Below are 14541 nucleotides of genomic sequence, written 5' to 3' on the forward strand. Positions count from 1 at the left end.
CCGCCCAGCCACCCGTCAGGCCACCCCGCCCGAGCCGGCCACCGACGAGGCCGAGGCTCCGGCCCCGGCCGCCGAGGTCGTCGAGGAGGCCGCTCCGGCCCCGCGTACCCGCCGCCGCGCCACCCGTGCCGCCGCCGCGCCCGAGGCCGCCCCGGTCGTCGCCGAGGCCGTGGCCCCGGCCGCCGAGGTCGCCGAGGCCGTCGAGGAGGCCGCTCCGGCCCCGCGTACCCGCCGCCGCGCCACCCGTAAGGCCACCGCGCCCGAGCCGGCCCCGGCCGTGAGCCAGGACGCCGTCGCGGAGATCGCCGCCGAGACGTCCGGCGAGGCGCTGCCCGCGGACACCGTCGAGGAGATCGCCTCGCACGCCGTCGACGTCGCCGCCGCCGAGCAGGCCGCCACCCGTGGCCGTACCCGCCGCCGCGCCGGCTCGCCGCAGTTCACCCCCGCCGAGGCCGAGCCCGAGGCGCCGCGCACCCGTCGCGCCGCCCGCCCGGCCGTCGCCGTCTTCCAGGCCCCGGTCTTCGCCGAGCCGATGTTCCAGACCCCGGAGACCGCGGCCGCCGCCGTGGCCCGCGAGGCCGCCGAGCAGGAGCTCGAGGAGCAGATCGAGCAGGTCGAGGAGGAGCAGGCCGAGACGGCCGCCCCGGCCGTCGAGACCGCCGAGCGCGCCGAGACCGGCTCGCGCCGCCGCCGGCGTCGCCGTGGCGAGCCCGTCGCCGTCGAGCCGGTGCCGGCCACCGTCGCCGAGGAGCCCGAGGTCGAGTCCACCCCCGAGGCGGAGACCGAGGTCGAGGCCGAGGCCGACGAGACCGAGGAGTACGAGGAGCGCCCGTCCCGGCGTCGCCGCCGTGGCGGTCGTCGCCGTCGCCGTGGCGAGCTCGCCGAGGCGGAGACCGAGGCCGAGGAGGGCGAGGAGCCGGAGGAGGCCGAGGAGGCCGCCGAGGAGCTCCACGCCGAGGACGAGGAGGCCGAGGAGGAGGCCGAGGCCGCCGCGTTCGGCTCCAGCAGCTCCCGCCGTCGCCGGCGCCGTCGCCGCCGCACCGGCGAGGGCGGTGCCGAGGCCGAGGCGACCGAGGAGGACGGCGTCCGCACGGTCGTCAAGGTCCGTGAGCCGCGCCCGGCCCGCGAGAAGGCCGAGCCGTCCGACGAGGTCCAGTCCATCAAGGGCTCGACCCGCCTGGAGGCCAAGAAGCAGCGCCGCCGCGAGGGCCGCGAGCAGGGCCGCCGCCGCGTGCCGATCATCACCGAGGCCGAGTTCCTGGCCCGCCGCGAGGCCGTCGAGCGCGTGATGGTCGTCCGCCAGAACGGCGAGCGCACCCAGATCGGCGTCCTCGAGGACAACGTGCTCGTCGAGCACTACGTCAACAAGGAGCAGGCCACCTCGTACGTCGGCAACGTCTACCTGGGCAAGGTCCAGAACGTGCTGCCGTCGATGGAGGCCGCCTTCGTCGACATCGGCAAGGGCCGCAACGCCGTCCTGTACGCCGGCGAGGTCAACTTCGAGGCGCTCGGCATGGGCAACGGCCCGCGCCGCATCGAGGCCGCTCTGAAGTCCGGCCAGTCGGTCCTGGTGCAGGTCACCAAGGACCCGATCGGCCACAAGGGTGCCCGTCTGACCAGCCAGGTCTCGCTGCCCGGCCGCTACCTGGTGTACGTGCCCGAGGGCTCGATGACCGGCATCAGCCGCAAGCTCCCGGACACCGAGCGCGCCCGTCTGAAGACCATCCTCAAGAAGATCGTCCCCGAGGACGCGGGCGTCATCGTGCGCACCGCCGCCGAGGGCGCGAGCGAGGACGAGCTGCGCCGTGACGTCGAGCGGCTGCAGGCGCAGTGGGCCGACATCCAGAAGAAGGCCGCGCAGATCTCGACGTCCGCGCCGAGCCTGCTCTACGGCGAGCCGGACATGACCGTCCGGGTCGTCCGCGACATCTTCAACGAGGACTTCTCCAAGGTCATCGTCAGCGGCGACGACGCGTGGGAGACCATCCACGGGTACGTCTCGCACGTCGCGCCCGACCTGGCCGACCGCCTGTCGAAGTGGACGAGCGAGGTCGACGTCTTCGCCACGTACCGGATCGACGAGCAGCTGATGAAGGCCCTGGACCGCAAGGTCTGGCTGCCGTCCGGCGGTTCGCTGGTGATCGACAAGACCGAGGCGATGGTCGTCATCGACGTCAACACCGGCAAGTTCACCGGTCAGGGCGGCAACCTCGAGGAGACCGTCACCCGGAACAACCTGGAGGCGGCCGAGGAGATCGTCCGCCAGCTGCGGCTGCGCGACCTCGGCGGCATCGTCGTCATCGACTTCATCGACATGGTCCTGGAGTCCAACCGCGACCTGGTGCTCCGGCGCCTCCTGGAGTGCCTGGGCCGGGACCGGACCAAGCACCAGGTGGCCGAGGTCACCTCGCTCGGCCTGGTGCAGATGACCCGCAAGCGGGTCGGCCAGGGCCTCCTGGAGTCCTTCTCGGAGACCTGTGTCCACTGCAACGGCCGCGGTGTGATCGTCCACATGGAGCAGCCGGCCACGCACGGCGGCGGTGGCGGCGGCAAGCGCTCGAAGAAGCGCGGCCGCGGCGGTGAGCACGAGCACGTCCACGAGGCGGCCCACGAGGCCGCCCTGGCCCCGGCCGAGGCCGAGCACGTCGAGACCGCGGCCGAGGTCGCGGCCGAGCTGGCCGCCCCGGTGGCCCTGCCCGAGCCGATCGGCGCGGACGAGGAGCTGTACGGCAGCGCCGCGGAGGCCGAGGCGGCCGCCACGCGCGGCCGTGGCCGTCGCCGGGCGACCCGCCGGGTCTCGGCGCCGGTGTCCTCGCCGGCCGTCACCGAGACGGAGACCTACGAGGTCGTCGTCCCGGAGCCGAAGGCCGAGGAGCCCGTCGCCGCGCCCGAGCCGGCCGCGCCCGTCGTCGAGGAGGAGGCCGCCCCGGCGCCTCGTACCCGCCGTCGTGCCACCCGCAAGGTCTCGGCCCCGGCCCCGGAGGCCGTCGCGGAGCCGGTCGCCGAGCCGGTCGCCGTGACCGAGGAGGCCCCGGTGGAGGCCCCGGCCGCCGCCGAGCCGGTCGTCGAGCCGGTCGTCGAGGAGGCCCCCGTGGCCGCCCCGCCGCGGGCGCGCCGCCGGGTGGTCCGCAAGGTCACCGCCCCGGCCGGTTCGCCGTCCGGTGCCGAGGAGGCCGCCGTGGTCGTCGTGGCCTCGTCCTCCGCTCCGGCGCAGGAGGCTCCCGCGGAGACCGCCGAGCCGGTCGCCGAGGCCGCCGAGCCCGTCGCCGAGGAGGCCGCGCCGGCCAAGAAGGCGGTCCGCAAGACCGCCAAGAAGGCCACCGCGAAGAAGGCCGCCACCAAGAAGACGGCGGCCAAGAAGACCGCGGCGAAGAAGACCACGACCGCGAAGAAGGCCGTGAAGAAGGCAGCCGAGAAGGCCGCCGCCCCCGCGCAGGACTGACTCGATCGAGTCCATGCCGCGAACCGTGTGGACCGTCCTTCACCCGAGGACGGTCCACACGGCATTGCCCCCGATCGGAACCAGGAAACCCACCGGATGAACAACACCCCCGCTCCCCGCGTACGCAAGGCCGTCATCCCCGCCGCCGGTCTCGGAACGCGCTTCCTTCCCGCCACGAAGGCGACGCCGAAGGAGATGCTGCCGGTCGTCGACAAGCCGGCCATCCAGTACGTCGTGGAGGAGGCGGTCTCGGCAGGGCTTTCCGACGTCCTGATGATCACCGGCCGCAACAAGCGTCCGCTCGAGGACCACTTCGACCGCAACTACGAGCTGGAGGAGGCGCTCACCCGCAAGGGTGACGACGAGCGCCTCGCCAAGGTCCAGGAGTCCAGCGAGCTCGCCACCATGCACTACGTGCGCCAGGGCGACCCGCGCGGCCTCGGCCACGCCGTGCTGTGCGCCGCCCCGCACGTCGGCAACGAGCCCTTCGCGGTCCTGCTCGGCGACGACCTGATCGACCCGCGCGACCCGCTGCTCGCCCGCATGCTGGAGGTCCTCGGCGAGCACGGCGGCAGCGTCGTCGCGCTGATGGAGGTCGACCCGTCGCAGATCCACCTGTACGGCTGCGCCGCCGTCGACCCGACCGCTGACGCCGACGTCGTCCGCATCACCGGCCTCGTCGAGAAGCCGGACCCGGCCGAGGCGCCCAGCAACCTCGCGATCATCGGCCGTTACGTCCTCGACCCGGCCGTCTTCGACGTGCTGCGCGAGACCGAGCCGGGCCGCGGCGGCGAGATCCAGCTCACCGACGCGCTGCAGAAGATGGCGGTCGACGCCGAGCTCGGCGGCCCGGTGCACGGCGTCGTCTTCAAGGGCCGCCGCTACGACACCGGCGACCGCGGCGACTACCTGCGCGCCATCGTGCGCCTGGCCTGCGAGCGCGAGGACCTCGGCCCGGACTTCCGCGCCTGGCTGAAGGGCTTCGTGGCCGAGACGGACGCGACCGCCGGGATTTGACCCCCTACGGGACCCGCCCGTAACCTAGACCGTCGGCGTGTCGACTGACATGCCGCATCCTCTGAGCACCTCCCTCCCGGCTCGCCGGGAGAGGCCGCTCGTCCGATTCCGGATCGCAGCGGGCCATCGGCCCGCGCGTGGGCGGCTGGCGTCAGAGGCCCCGATTTCCGAGTGAGAGAGAGATCCGCGTGTACGCCATCGTGCGCAGCGGTGGTCGCCAGCACAAGGTTGCTGTCGGCGACATCGTTGAGGTTGACAAGATTTCCACCGCCAAGGCTGGCGACACGGTCGAGCTCTCGACCCTGCTCGTTGTCGACGGCGACGCCGTGACCAGCGACCCGTGGGTCCTGGCGGGCATCAAGGTCCTGGCCGAGGTCGTGGACCACACCAAGGGCGCCAAGATCGACATCCTGCGCTACAAGAACAAGACCGGCTACCGCCGTCGCCAGGGTCACCGTCAGCAGTACACGGCGATCAAGGTCACGTCCATCCCGACGGCCGCGAAGTAAAGAGGGACTGAGCAATGGCACACAAGAAGGGCGCATCGTCCACCCGGAACGGTCGCGACTCCAACGCCCAGCGGCTCGGCGTGAAGCGCTTCGGCGGTCAGGTCGTCAACGCGGGTGAGATCCTGGTCCGCCAGCGCGGCACCCACTTCCACCCGGGCGCGGGCGTCGGCCGTGGCGGCGACGACACGCTGTTCGCCCTGCAGGCCGGTGCGGTGCAGTTCGGCACCCACCACGGCCGCAAGGTCGTGAACATCGTTCCGGTCGCCTGATCGGAAACTTTGCGGAGGCGGACCTCACTTCCCGGTCGGGAAGCGGGTCCGCCTTTCGCGTGTTACTAGATAGACATTCCGACACATAGCTTTTCTGGAGGCACAACCATGACCACCTTCGTGGACCGCGTCGAGCTGCACGTCGCCGCGGGTAACGGAGGCCACGGCTGCGCCTCCGTCCACCGGGAGAAGTTCAAGCCGCTCGGCGGCCCCGACGGCGGCAACGGCGGCCGTGGCGGTGACGTGACGCTGGTCGTCGACCAGTCCGTGACGACGCTCCTGGAGTACCACCACTCGCCGCACCGCAAGGCGACCAACGGCAAGCCCGGCGAGGGCGGGAACCGGGCCGGCAAGGACGGCCAGGACCTGGTCCTCACCGTCCCCGACGGCACCGTCGTCCTCGACAAGCGGGGCAACGTGCTCGCGGACCTGGTCGGCCAGGGCACCACGTACGTCGCCGCGCAGGGCGGCCGCGGCGGCCTCGGCAACGCGGCGCTGTCCTCGGCGCGGCGCAAGGCGCCCGGCTTCGCGCTGCTCGGCGAGCCCGGCGACCTCCAGGACATCGTCCTGGAGCTCAAGACCGTCGCCGACGTGGCGCTCGTCGGCTACCCGAGCGCCGGCAAGTCCTCGCTGATCTCCGTCCTCTCGGCCGCCAAGCCGAAGATCGCGGACTACCCGTTCACGACGCTCGTCCCGAACCTCGGCGTGGTCACGGCCGGCTCGACCGTCTACACCATCGCCGACGTCCCCGGCCTCATCCCCGGCGCCAGCCAGGGCCGCGGCCTGGGCCTGGAGTTCCTGCGCCACGTCGAGCGCTGCTCGGTGCTCGTGCACGTCCTGGACACGGCGACGCTGGAGTCCGAGCGCGACCCGGTCACCGACCTCGACGTCATCGAGGAGGAGCTGAAGCAGTACGGCGGCCTCGACGACCGTCCGCGCATCGTCGTCCTCAACAAGATCGACATCCCGGACGGCCAGGACCTCGCGGACATGATCCGCCCGGACCTGGAGGAGCGCGGCTACCGCGTCTTCGAGGTCTCCGCGGTCGCCCGCACTGGCCTGAAGGAGCTCTCCTTCGCCCTCGCCGAGATCGTCGCGGAGGCGCGCGCGGCCAAGCCGAAGGAGGAGGCGACCCGCATCGTCATCCGCCCGAAGGCGGTCGACGACGCCGGCTTCACCGTCACCTACGACGAGCACGAGGACGTCTACCGCGTGCGCGGCGAGAAGCCCGAGCGCTGGGTCCGCCAGACCGACTTCAACAACGACGAGGCCGTCGGCTACCTCGCCGACCGCCTCAACCGCCTCGGCGTCGAGGACGAGCTCATGAAGGCCGGCGCCCGCGCCGGCGACGGCGTCGCCATCGGCTCCGACGAGAACTCCGTCGTCTTCGACTGGGAGCCCACCATGATGGCCGGCGCCGAGATGCTCGGCCGCCGAGGCGAGGACCACCGCTTCGACGCCCCGCGCCCGGCCACCCAGCGCCGCAAGGACCGCCAGGCGGAGAAGGACGACGCGCAGCGCGAGTTCGACGAGTTCGAGGCGTTCTAGCCGAAGCCCGGCGCAGCCGTCCGAAGCCTGTGAGGCCCCTTGGGGCCGAGCAGTGCGAGGGCGGCCGTCGGAGGTAGCGAAAGGGCCCGGCCCCTCCTTGCGGAGGGGCCGGGCCCTTCGTCGTGCACGGTCAGACCGCCGACACCGGTTCCTTCCGGTGCGGGTTCCCGCGGGGCGGGGACTTCGTTTCGGTCAGGGGGGTGGAGTCGTCCTTGCCGCCTTTGCGGCCGAAGCGGGGCTTCGCGCCGATCAGGGGGAGGCAGAGGATGCCGAGGAAGATCGGGGCGTACATGTAGCGGGCCAGCGGCGCCGGGTTCGCGGCGACCACCGTGAGCTGGAGCGACAGCGGGACCGCGAGGAGGGCGACCGGGGCCCAGGTGCGGTGGCGGCGGGAGAACGCGAGGACGACCGCGTACGCCGCGTAGCACCAGAACGCGCCGCGCACCAGCAGCCACTGGAGCTGCGGGGTGATCGAGGCCCGCCACACGAACGTCGCCGCGTGGTTGAGCTTCTGCGACAACGGGCGGATCTTGAGGATCGGCCGGTACGGGCTGTGCTTGACCTCGTCGTTCCAGACCGCCCAGCCGTACAGGTCCTTCGGCACCGCGGGCAGGGTGATCAGCGTGTTGGCGGCCAGGTCCGCCGGTCCCGGGAACGGGGACCAGGCGATGTGCGAGCGGCACAGCCGGGCCGAGATCATGTGGTCCGGCGTCCGCTTCAGGACCCGGAACCACAGGTCGATCAGCTGGTCGTTGTACTTCTCCGCCGCCTTGCGGTTCATCGGCTTCTGCATCGCCCAGTCGGCGTTGTAGCAGTTCGCCGCGCGGCCGCCCCAGTGCGTCAGCGGAGCGACCTTCTTCATCAGCGCCTTGTCGGCCGGCGTGAAGGTCTGCGGCGCCTTGCCGTACACCACCGCGATGTCCGCGTAGTTCATCGCGTACACCTGGTCCTTCGTCGGCGTCTTCACGCCGATCGCCGGGTACACCGCCAGGTTGAGCAGCGCCGAGATCAGCGCCGGGACGACCGTCGCGAACAGCATCCAGCGCCGCATCTTCGGCAGCGTCAGCAGCAGCACCGGCACCGCGATGACGGCGACGAGCAGACCGTTGTTCCGGAACAGGCCCATCGCGAGGAAGCCCAGGAACAGCATGGCGATCTCGTTCCGGAAGGCGCGGTCCCGGAGCTGGGAGTCGCCGCGCAGCCGGCGCGCGGCGAGTCGCCCCGCCGCGCCGAAGGCCACGACCGCGCCGATCGCGAACGGCACGTCCTTCCAGACGAAGACCACGAAGACGCCGATCGCCGGCAGGAGCGCGCACGCCACCGCCGCGGCGAAGCCCCACTTCCCCCTGACGCCGAACATCCGCAGCATCGTCACCGCGTACGCCAGCGCCGCGGCCATGGCCACGGTCTGGGCGAAGGTGAGCAGGGCCAGGTCACCGGTGAGCTGGATGGACAGCCACACGAGGCCGTCGTAGGCCACCGAGTGGTTGGACATCCAGTGACCGGTCGTCACGTGCCACACGTACGAGATCGAGTCGTAACTCATCCCGCCCGGGTAGAACGCCGCCCACCACACCAGGAAGATCACCTGGGTGGCGGCGTACACGGCCAGCGGCAGTCGCCGCCGGACCGGGATCCGTTCGAGTGTCCGGTTCAGAAAGGGGACCGAGGGGAGCCTCAACGTTCCTCCGAAGCGGGCTTGCTGTCCGGGGTCTTGGGGGACTTCTTGGCGGACTTCTCGGGCTTCTGCCCCGCGAGTTCGAGCATCCGGTCGATGACCCGCTCGGCGGCGTGGCCGTCGTCGAGGTCGCAGAACACGTCCTTGAACTCGCGGTACGCGTCGGTGTAGCGGGCGCTGATGCCGTCGATGTCGCGCAGGGCGTCGATCAGCTCGTCCGAGGTCTGCAGCAGCGGACCGGGGGCGCGCTTCTCGAAGTCGAAGTAGAAGCCGCGCAGCTGGTCGCGGTAGTACTCCAGGTCGTACGTGAAGAAGAGCATCGGGCGGCCGGTGTTCGCGAAGTCGAACATCAGCGACGAGTAGTCGGTGACCAGCACGTCGGTGATGAGGAACAGCTCCGCGATGTCCGGGTAGCTGGACACGTCGAAGACGAAGCCGTCGCCGGCGCCGGGCACGGCGTCCACGATGTTCGAGTGCTTGCGGACGAGCAGCACGTGGTCGTCGCCGAGCTTGGCCTTGGCCTGCTCGATGTCGACGCGCATGTCGAAGCGGTAGGCGCCGGCCTTGTAGAACTGGTCGTCGCGCCAGGTCGGCGCGTAGAGCACGACCTTCTTGCCCTCGGGCAGGCCGATCCGCTCGCGCACGGTGCGGGCCAGGTCCTCCGTCTTGTCGGAGAGCAGCCCGTCGTTGCGCGGGTAGCCGGACTCCAGGATCTCGCCGTCGTACTGGAAGGCCCGCTTCATGATCGGGGTCGAGAAGCGGTTCGGGGAGACCATGAAGCTCCAGCTCGGGGTCTCCTGGGCGACCTTCTCCAGGTACTTGCGGTCGGCGAACTGGACGCTGTCGATGTCGTGGCCGATGCGCTTGAGCGGGGTGCCGTGCCAGGTCTGCACGATCACCTGGCCCTCGCGGCGCTCGATCCAGAACGGCAGGTGGGTGTTGGTCACGATGTAGCGGCTGGTGCCGAGCGCCTCGTACCACTCGCGGCTCCAGCGGCGGATGACCCGTACGCCCTCGGGGATCTCGGCGCGCAGGTCCTCGACGACCCACACGTGCTCGAGGTCCGAGCCCTGACGGACCAGCTCCTCGTAGACCGCGCGCGGCGAGTCGGAGTACTGGCGGCCGGAGAAGGAGGCGTAGAGGACGACGTCCTTGAGCGCGGCCCGGCGGCCGGCCTGGTAGACGGTGGTGCGCATCTCGCGCTGGCGGAACCAGCCGAGGTCGCCGCTGTCCAGGTCGGACGCGGCGTCGATGAGCAGCCGGTCGTAGAAGCGGTGGGTCAGCGCGTACTCGCGGCCGCGCAGGGTGAAGGTGGCCGGGAGGGACTCGAGGGCCGCGGGGACGGCCCGGACCGGGACCTCGACGCGGCTGCCGACGGTGCGCACGAACAGGTACCAGCGGCCCTGGCGCAGCGGCACCTTGGTGAAGCCGGCCGGCACCGGGAGGAAGTCGACGCTGAAGCCGCCGTCCTCGACGGTGACCGGGTAGGTGTGCTCCTCGGCGTGCCGGCTGTGCCGCAGTACCAGCTCCAGCGGCTCGGCGGCGGTGTCGGCGGCCAGCGGCAGCGCGCCGGAGAGGCTGATCAGGCCCTCGGCGGAGACGGCCGCCTCCGCGATCATGGGCTGGACCGGCTGGGTGCGCAGCACGAGGCGGCCGGCGCCGTCGTTGGCGACGGTCACGGTGCGGGCGCCCCAGGCGGCGGACTCCGAGCCGTCGAGCGCGTACTGCCGGCCGAGGTCGCCCTGGCGGTCGTGGACGGCGACGGCGTGCGCCTTCTTGCCGAGGACGATCTCGGCCGTCCACTTGTCGGTGACCTCGAGGTCATCCGAGTCGCGGCCCTCGACGTCGAGGCCGGTGAGCGGGACCTTCACGGAGAACTCGGCGGCACCCGGACGGGTGACCCGGTTGACGGCGAACTCCAGCTTCTTGCCGGAGGTGGCGTGGGTGAGCCGGAAGACGGGCTTGGCGTCGGCGTCGGCGGCCTCGTGGCCAAGGACACCGGTCAGCTCCAGGGCGCCGCCGTCGGCGAGCTTGTGGCCGGTCAGCTTGGCGCGGACCTTGTCGACCCGCAGGTACAGGTGGGCGTCGGCGACGAACGGCACGACCCGCACGTCCTTCTCGACCCAGTACGGGGCGGGGCTCTCGGCGTTGCCGCTCTCGCCGGCCTTCAGCCGGGTGCGGCGCACCACGCCGGCCTCGACGGTGGCGACGGTCATCCGCCACACGCCGTCGCGCCAGCCGCCGCGGCCCTTGAGCTTGGCCGGGTTGATGTCCATGGCGAAGCCGGACCAGTCGTAGCTGTGCAGCGCCTGGCCGGAGGTCTGGGTGGCCTTCGGGGCCCGGGTCCGGCTGGGCCGGACCAGGACGGTGCGCCGGCTGCCGGTCTCGCGCATCATCAGGACGCGCAGCGACGGCTTCGGCTTGGGCGCCGGCAGGTTACGGATGTAGGCGTGACCCTCCAGGTGCAGCCGGCCGTCCCGCCAGACGACCTCCTCCACCCGGGCGCGCGCCGAGAACTCGGAGTCGACCCGCAGCACGTCGCGCGGGACCGCTCCCTTGGCCTTGTCGAGCACCGGGTAGTCGGCGAAGTGCCGCATGCCCGACCGGGTGACCGGGATCGCACGGCCGGTCTCGCGCTCGAAGGTGATCAGGTCGAGCAGCTCCTCCAGCCGGCCCTCGCCGATCAGGTGGCACTTGAGCCGCAGCGACACGTCGAGCTCGCCGAAGACCTTGGGGTCGATCCGGCTGAGGAAGTCGCCGGCGCCCTTGAGGAACTCCTGGCGGAACTCGTCGCCGCCCTCGTCGAGCACGCCCATGTACAGCGGCAGCTCGTTGCTGATGAAGATCTGGTCGTACCAGCGCTTGTGCTCCGCGTACTCCTCGCCCGGCTGGGAGGCCAGGAAGCGGCTCACCATGTCGCAGGAGCGCATGCGGTCGCGGACGTTGACCGGCTCGGTACGGCGCTGGGTGATCGACGGGGCGCCGCCGGTGCGCTGCCGCCACAGGTAGACGGGCTCGGCGAGGACGTCCACGCTGGAGGCCAGGAAGTGCGCCGGCAGGGTCACCGGGGCGTCCTCGTAGAGGATGCCGGGGAACTCGAAGGCGTGCTTGTCCCAGAAGCTGCGGCGGAAGACCTTGTTCCAGGCGGTGCGGTCGTAGACCAGCGACTTGTCACGCGTGATGTGGCTGCGGTCGCGGTCCTCGGCCAGACCCTTCTGGTGCAGCGGCGAGGGCGTGATCTCGCCGGCCTTGAGCTGGCACACGTTGCCGCTGACGAAGTCGGAGCCGGTCTCGTCCAGCTTGGCGATCATGCGCTCGTAGGCGTCCGGCACCACGATGTCGTCGCTGTCGACGAAGGTGACGAACTCGGTGCCCTCGGTGAGGTGCGCGGCACCCGTGTTACGGGCCGGCCCGAGGCCCTTGTTCTCCTGGGCCACGACCCGGATCCGCTTGTCCTTCTCCGCCCAGCGCCGCGCGATGGCGAGGCTGCCGTCCTTCGAGCCGTCGTCGACGACGACCGTCTCCCAGTCGGTGAAGGTCTGGTCGACGATCGACTGGAGGCACTCGTCGAGGAAGAGCTCCACGTTGTAGACGGGGACGACTACTGACAGGCGGGGAGGCATGGGTACTGCGCCTTTCTTCAAGGTGTTCGTCGTGGCGGCGACGTACGTCTCGCCGGACACGGTAGCTCTAGCCGTCGGTGCGAGAGGCCGGGCGCTCCGGCGGGAGCGCGACCGGCGGTACATTCTCCTGGTTCAGGAAGACCTTCCGTACCACCCGCTCCGCGGCGTGACCGTCGTCGAACTCACAGAACCGCCTCCGGAACTCCGTCCGCAGCTTCGCGGACTCGGCGTCGGACCAGCGTCCGGAGAGGAAGACGTCCAAAAGGTCGGATTCGGTTGCCACGACATGGCCCGGAGATTCGACGTGGATGTCGAAATAGGTGCCGCGGGTGGCGCGGTAGACGTCCCAGTCGTTGGCGTAGATCACCACGGGCCGGTCGAGCAGCGCATAGTCGAACATCAGCGACGAGTAGTCGGTGAGCAGGCAGTCCGCCGCGAGGAACAGCTCCTCCAGGGACGGGTGCCGGCTGACGTCGACGATGCCGATGCCGGAGCCCTTCTCGGCGCCGGAGCCGGCCCGCTCCTCCAGGTGGAAGTAGTGCGCCCGGGACAGCACGGTGAAGCCCTGCTCGCCGAGCCGGGCCGCCAGCTGCTCCAGGTCGAGCAGCGGCTGCGGCACGCCCTGGTAGTCGCGGTGCGTCGGCGCGTACAGCACGACCTTGGCGTCGGCGGCCAGGCCGAGCTTCTCGCGGGCCGCCGCGCGGTCCGCCTCGCCGGCCCGGACCAGCACGTCGTTGCGCGGGTAGCCGTAGTCGAGCTTGGTGTACTCGGCCGGGTAGGCGCGGTCCCAGACGGCGGTGGTGAAGCTGTTCGCGGAGACGCTGTAGTCCCAGCGGTCCACCCGCTCCATCAGCGCGTGCATGTCGAGGTCGCCCTGCGCGACCGGGAACTCGGCCAGGTCGACGCCCATCCGCTTGAGCGGGGTGCCGTGGTGCGTCTGGACGTGGATCTGGCCGGGCCGCTTGACCACCCGGGTGGGGAAGTTGACGTTGTTGACGAAGTACTTCCCGCGGGCCATCGCGCGCCAGAAGCCGAACGAGCCGGGGTGCACCACGTTCGTGCCGGGCGGCGGGGTGTTGCGCGAGCCGGGCTTGATCACCCAGGTCGTCTTCACCTTCGGCGCCAGTTCGAGCAGCTTCTGGTGGATGGCGGCCGGGTTGCAGGCGTAGTCGGTGTTCCAGTACGCGGCGAAGACGGCCGTGTCGTTCTGCACCGGCAGCATCCGCTGGGCCCGGTAGTAGCCGGCCAGGACCGCGGCGCGCAGCGGCTTCTTCAGCACGCGCGGGGCGGCCTTCACACGGCGGGCGGTGCGGTAGGCGCGGCGGGCGGCGCCGCGCAGCGGCGCGGGCAGCTTGCCGACGGCCCGGCGGGCGCCGGAGGCGGTGGAGCCGGCGGGGCGGACGTGACCGGCGGGCCGGTAGCGGTCCGCGTACTGCTGGAGCTTCGTCTGGAACTCGCCGCGGGCCTCGTCGGGGAGGCGGCCGGGGGAGTTCTGCACCACCCGGAAGTGGGTGATCATGCGGTCGAAGAGGGGGCCGCGCCAGCGGTCGAACTCGGGGTGCGCCTCGAGGAACGAGAAGACCAGCTCGTACTGGTCGAACACGTCGAAGTGCTTGCGGCTGGTGCTGTGCAGGATGCTGCCCTGACGGCGCTGGCGGTAGTGCACGCACACCCGGGGGAGCACGGCGATCGTCTCGGCGGCGATCAGGACCGGGTACGTCCAGGGGGTGTCCTCGTAGTAGCCGCGCGGGTACTCGAAGCCCCAGCGCTCCACGAAGTCACGGCGGTACGCCTTGTTCCAGGCGACCTGGAGCAGTTCGAGCAGGGCCGGGTTGTCGGCCAGGTTCACGGCGCCGGACGGGCTTTCGGCGAGCACCTTCGCCTTGGCGTTCGGAGTGATCCGGCCGTCCCAGTGGGTCCGCGAGTAGTCGAAGACCAGCAGTTCCGGATCGTCCGTGTCCGCCAGGCGCTGCGCTATCGCGGCCAGCGAGCCGGGCAGCAGCGTGTCGTCGCTGTCGAGGAACAGCAGGTAGGTGCCCTTGGCGCGGGCCATGCCGGCGTTGCGGGCGCGGCCCAGGCCCACGTTCTCGGTCAGCTGGAGCGCCTTGACCCTCGGGTCCACGGCCGCGTACTCGTCCATGATCACGCCGCACGCGTCGGGCGAGGCGTCGTTGACCGCGATGAGCTCGAAGTCCGTGAACGACTGGCTCAGCACGGAGTCGAGGCAGTCGCGCAGGTACGCCTCGACGCCGTAGGCCGGGACGATGATGCTGAACCGGGGGGCGTCGGAGGACCGGTCGGCTGCTTGCGTGGGAGTCATGGGCTGGGCTTCCGGAGGGGGCGGATCGTCGTGTACGTGAAGACGACGTCCTTGGCGGTGAAGGGCCGGCCGTCGCTGAACCGCACGCCCTTGCGGAGCTTGTAGGTGGCCGTGAGGCCGTCGGCGCTGACCGTC

Annotated in this window: 8 protein-coding genes and 1 pseudogene; 5 read left to right on the plus strand and 4 right to left on the minus strand. The window is 71.4% G+C overall.

Annotated features, from left to right (window positions below):
- From ACWEV0_RS33675 to obgE, 5 genes are all read left to right on the plus strand, one after another.
- Positions 1 to 3442: Rne/Rng family ribonuclease (locus ACWEV0_RS33675; protein WP_453153570.1), on the plus strand; the 3442-nt coding region annotated here is incomplete at its 5' end.
- Positions 3443 to 3538: 96 nt separating this feature from the next.
- Positions 3539 to 4459, plus strand: a complete 921-nt coding sequence (gene galU / locus ACWEV0_RS33680) for a UTP--glucose-1-phosphate uridylyltransferase GalU (protein WP_453153571.1) — start codon at positions 3539 to 3541, stop codon at positions 4457 to 4459.
- A gap of 188 nt (positions 4460 to 4647) precedes the next feature.
- Entirely contained in the window at positions 4648 to 4968 is a 321-nt protein-coding gene (gene rplU / locus ACWEV0_RS33685; RefSeq protein WP_365340082.1) for a 50S ribosomal protein L21, read from the plus strand.
- Between the two features lie 14 nt (positions 4969 to 4982).
- Positions 4983 to 5237: a 50S ribosomal protein L27 gene (rpmA, locus tag ACWEV0_RS33690; RefSeq protein ID WP_403792942.1), complete on the plus strand. Its 255-nt coding sequence runs from the start codon at positions 4983 to 4985 to the stop codon at positions 5235 to 5237.
- Positions 5238 to 5345: 108 nt separating this feature from the next.
- Complete coding sequence (gene obgE, locus ACWEV0_RS33695) at positions 5346 to 6785, plus strand: GTPase ObgE (RefSeq protein ID WP_453153572.1); 1440 nt, start codon at positions 5346 to 5348, stop codon at positions 6783 to 6785.
- A gap of 130 nt (positions 6786 to 6915) precedes the next feature.
- Here the strand turns inward: obgE and ACWEV0_RS33700 are convergent, their stop codons facing one another.
- From ACWEV0_RS33700 to ACWEV0_RS33715, 4 genes and pseudogenes are all read right to left on the minus strand, one after another.
- Complete coding sequence (locus tag ACWEV0_RS33700) at positions 6916 to 8466, minus strand: hypothetical protein (protein ID WP_453153573.1); 1551 nt, start codon at positions 8464 to 8466, stop codon at positions 6916 to 6918.
- Positions 8463 to 12086: a bifunctional glycosyltransferase/CDP-glycerol:glycerophosphate glycerophosphotransferase gene (locus tag ACWEV0_RS33705; RefSeq protein ID WP_453153574.1), complete on the minus strand. Its 3624-nt coding sequence runs from the start codon at positions 12084 to 12086 to the stop codon at positions 8463 to 8465. The genes ACWEV0_RS33700 and ACWEV0_RS33705 overlap by 4 nt, the downstream gene beginning before the upstream one ends.
- A 67-nt stretch (positions 12087 to 12153) precedes the next feature.
- On the minus strand, positions 12154 to 14406 hold the full coding sequence (locus tag ACWEV0_RS33710; protein WP_453153576.1) for a bifunctional glycosyltransferase/CDP-glycerol:glycerophosphate glycerophosphotransferase: 2253 nt from the start codon (positions 14404 to 14406) through the stop codon (positions 12154 to 12156).
- A 23-nt stretch (positions 14407 to 14429) separates the two neighbouring features.
- Positions 14430 to 14541 (minus strand): annotated as a pseudogene (locus ACWEV0_RS33715) (ABC transporter substrate-binding protein); the annotation flags it as partial.

It is taken from the genome of Streptomyces sp. NPDC003943, from assembly GCF_053605265.1.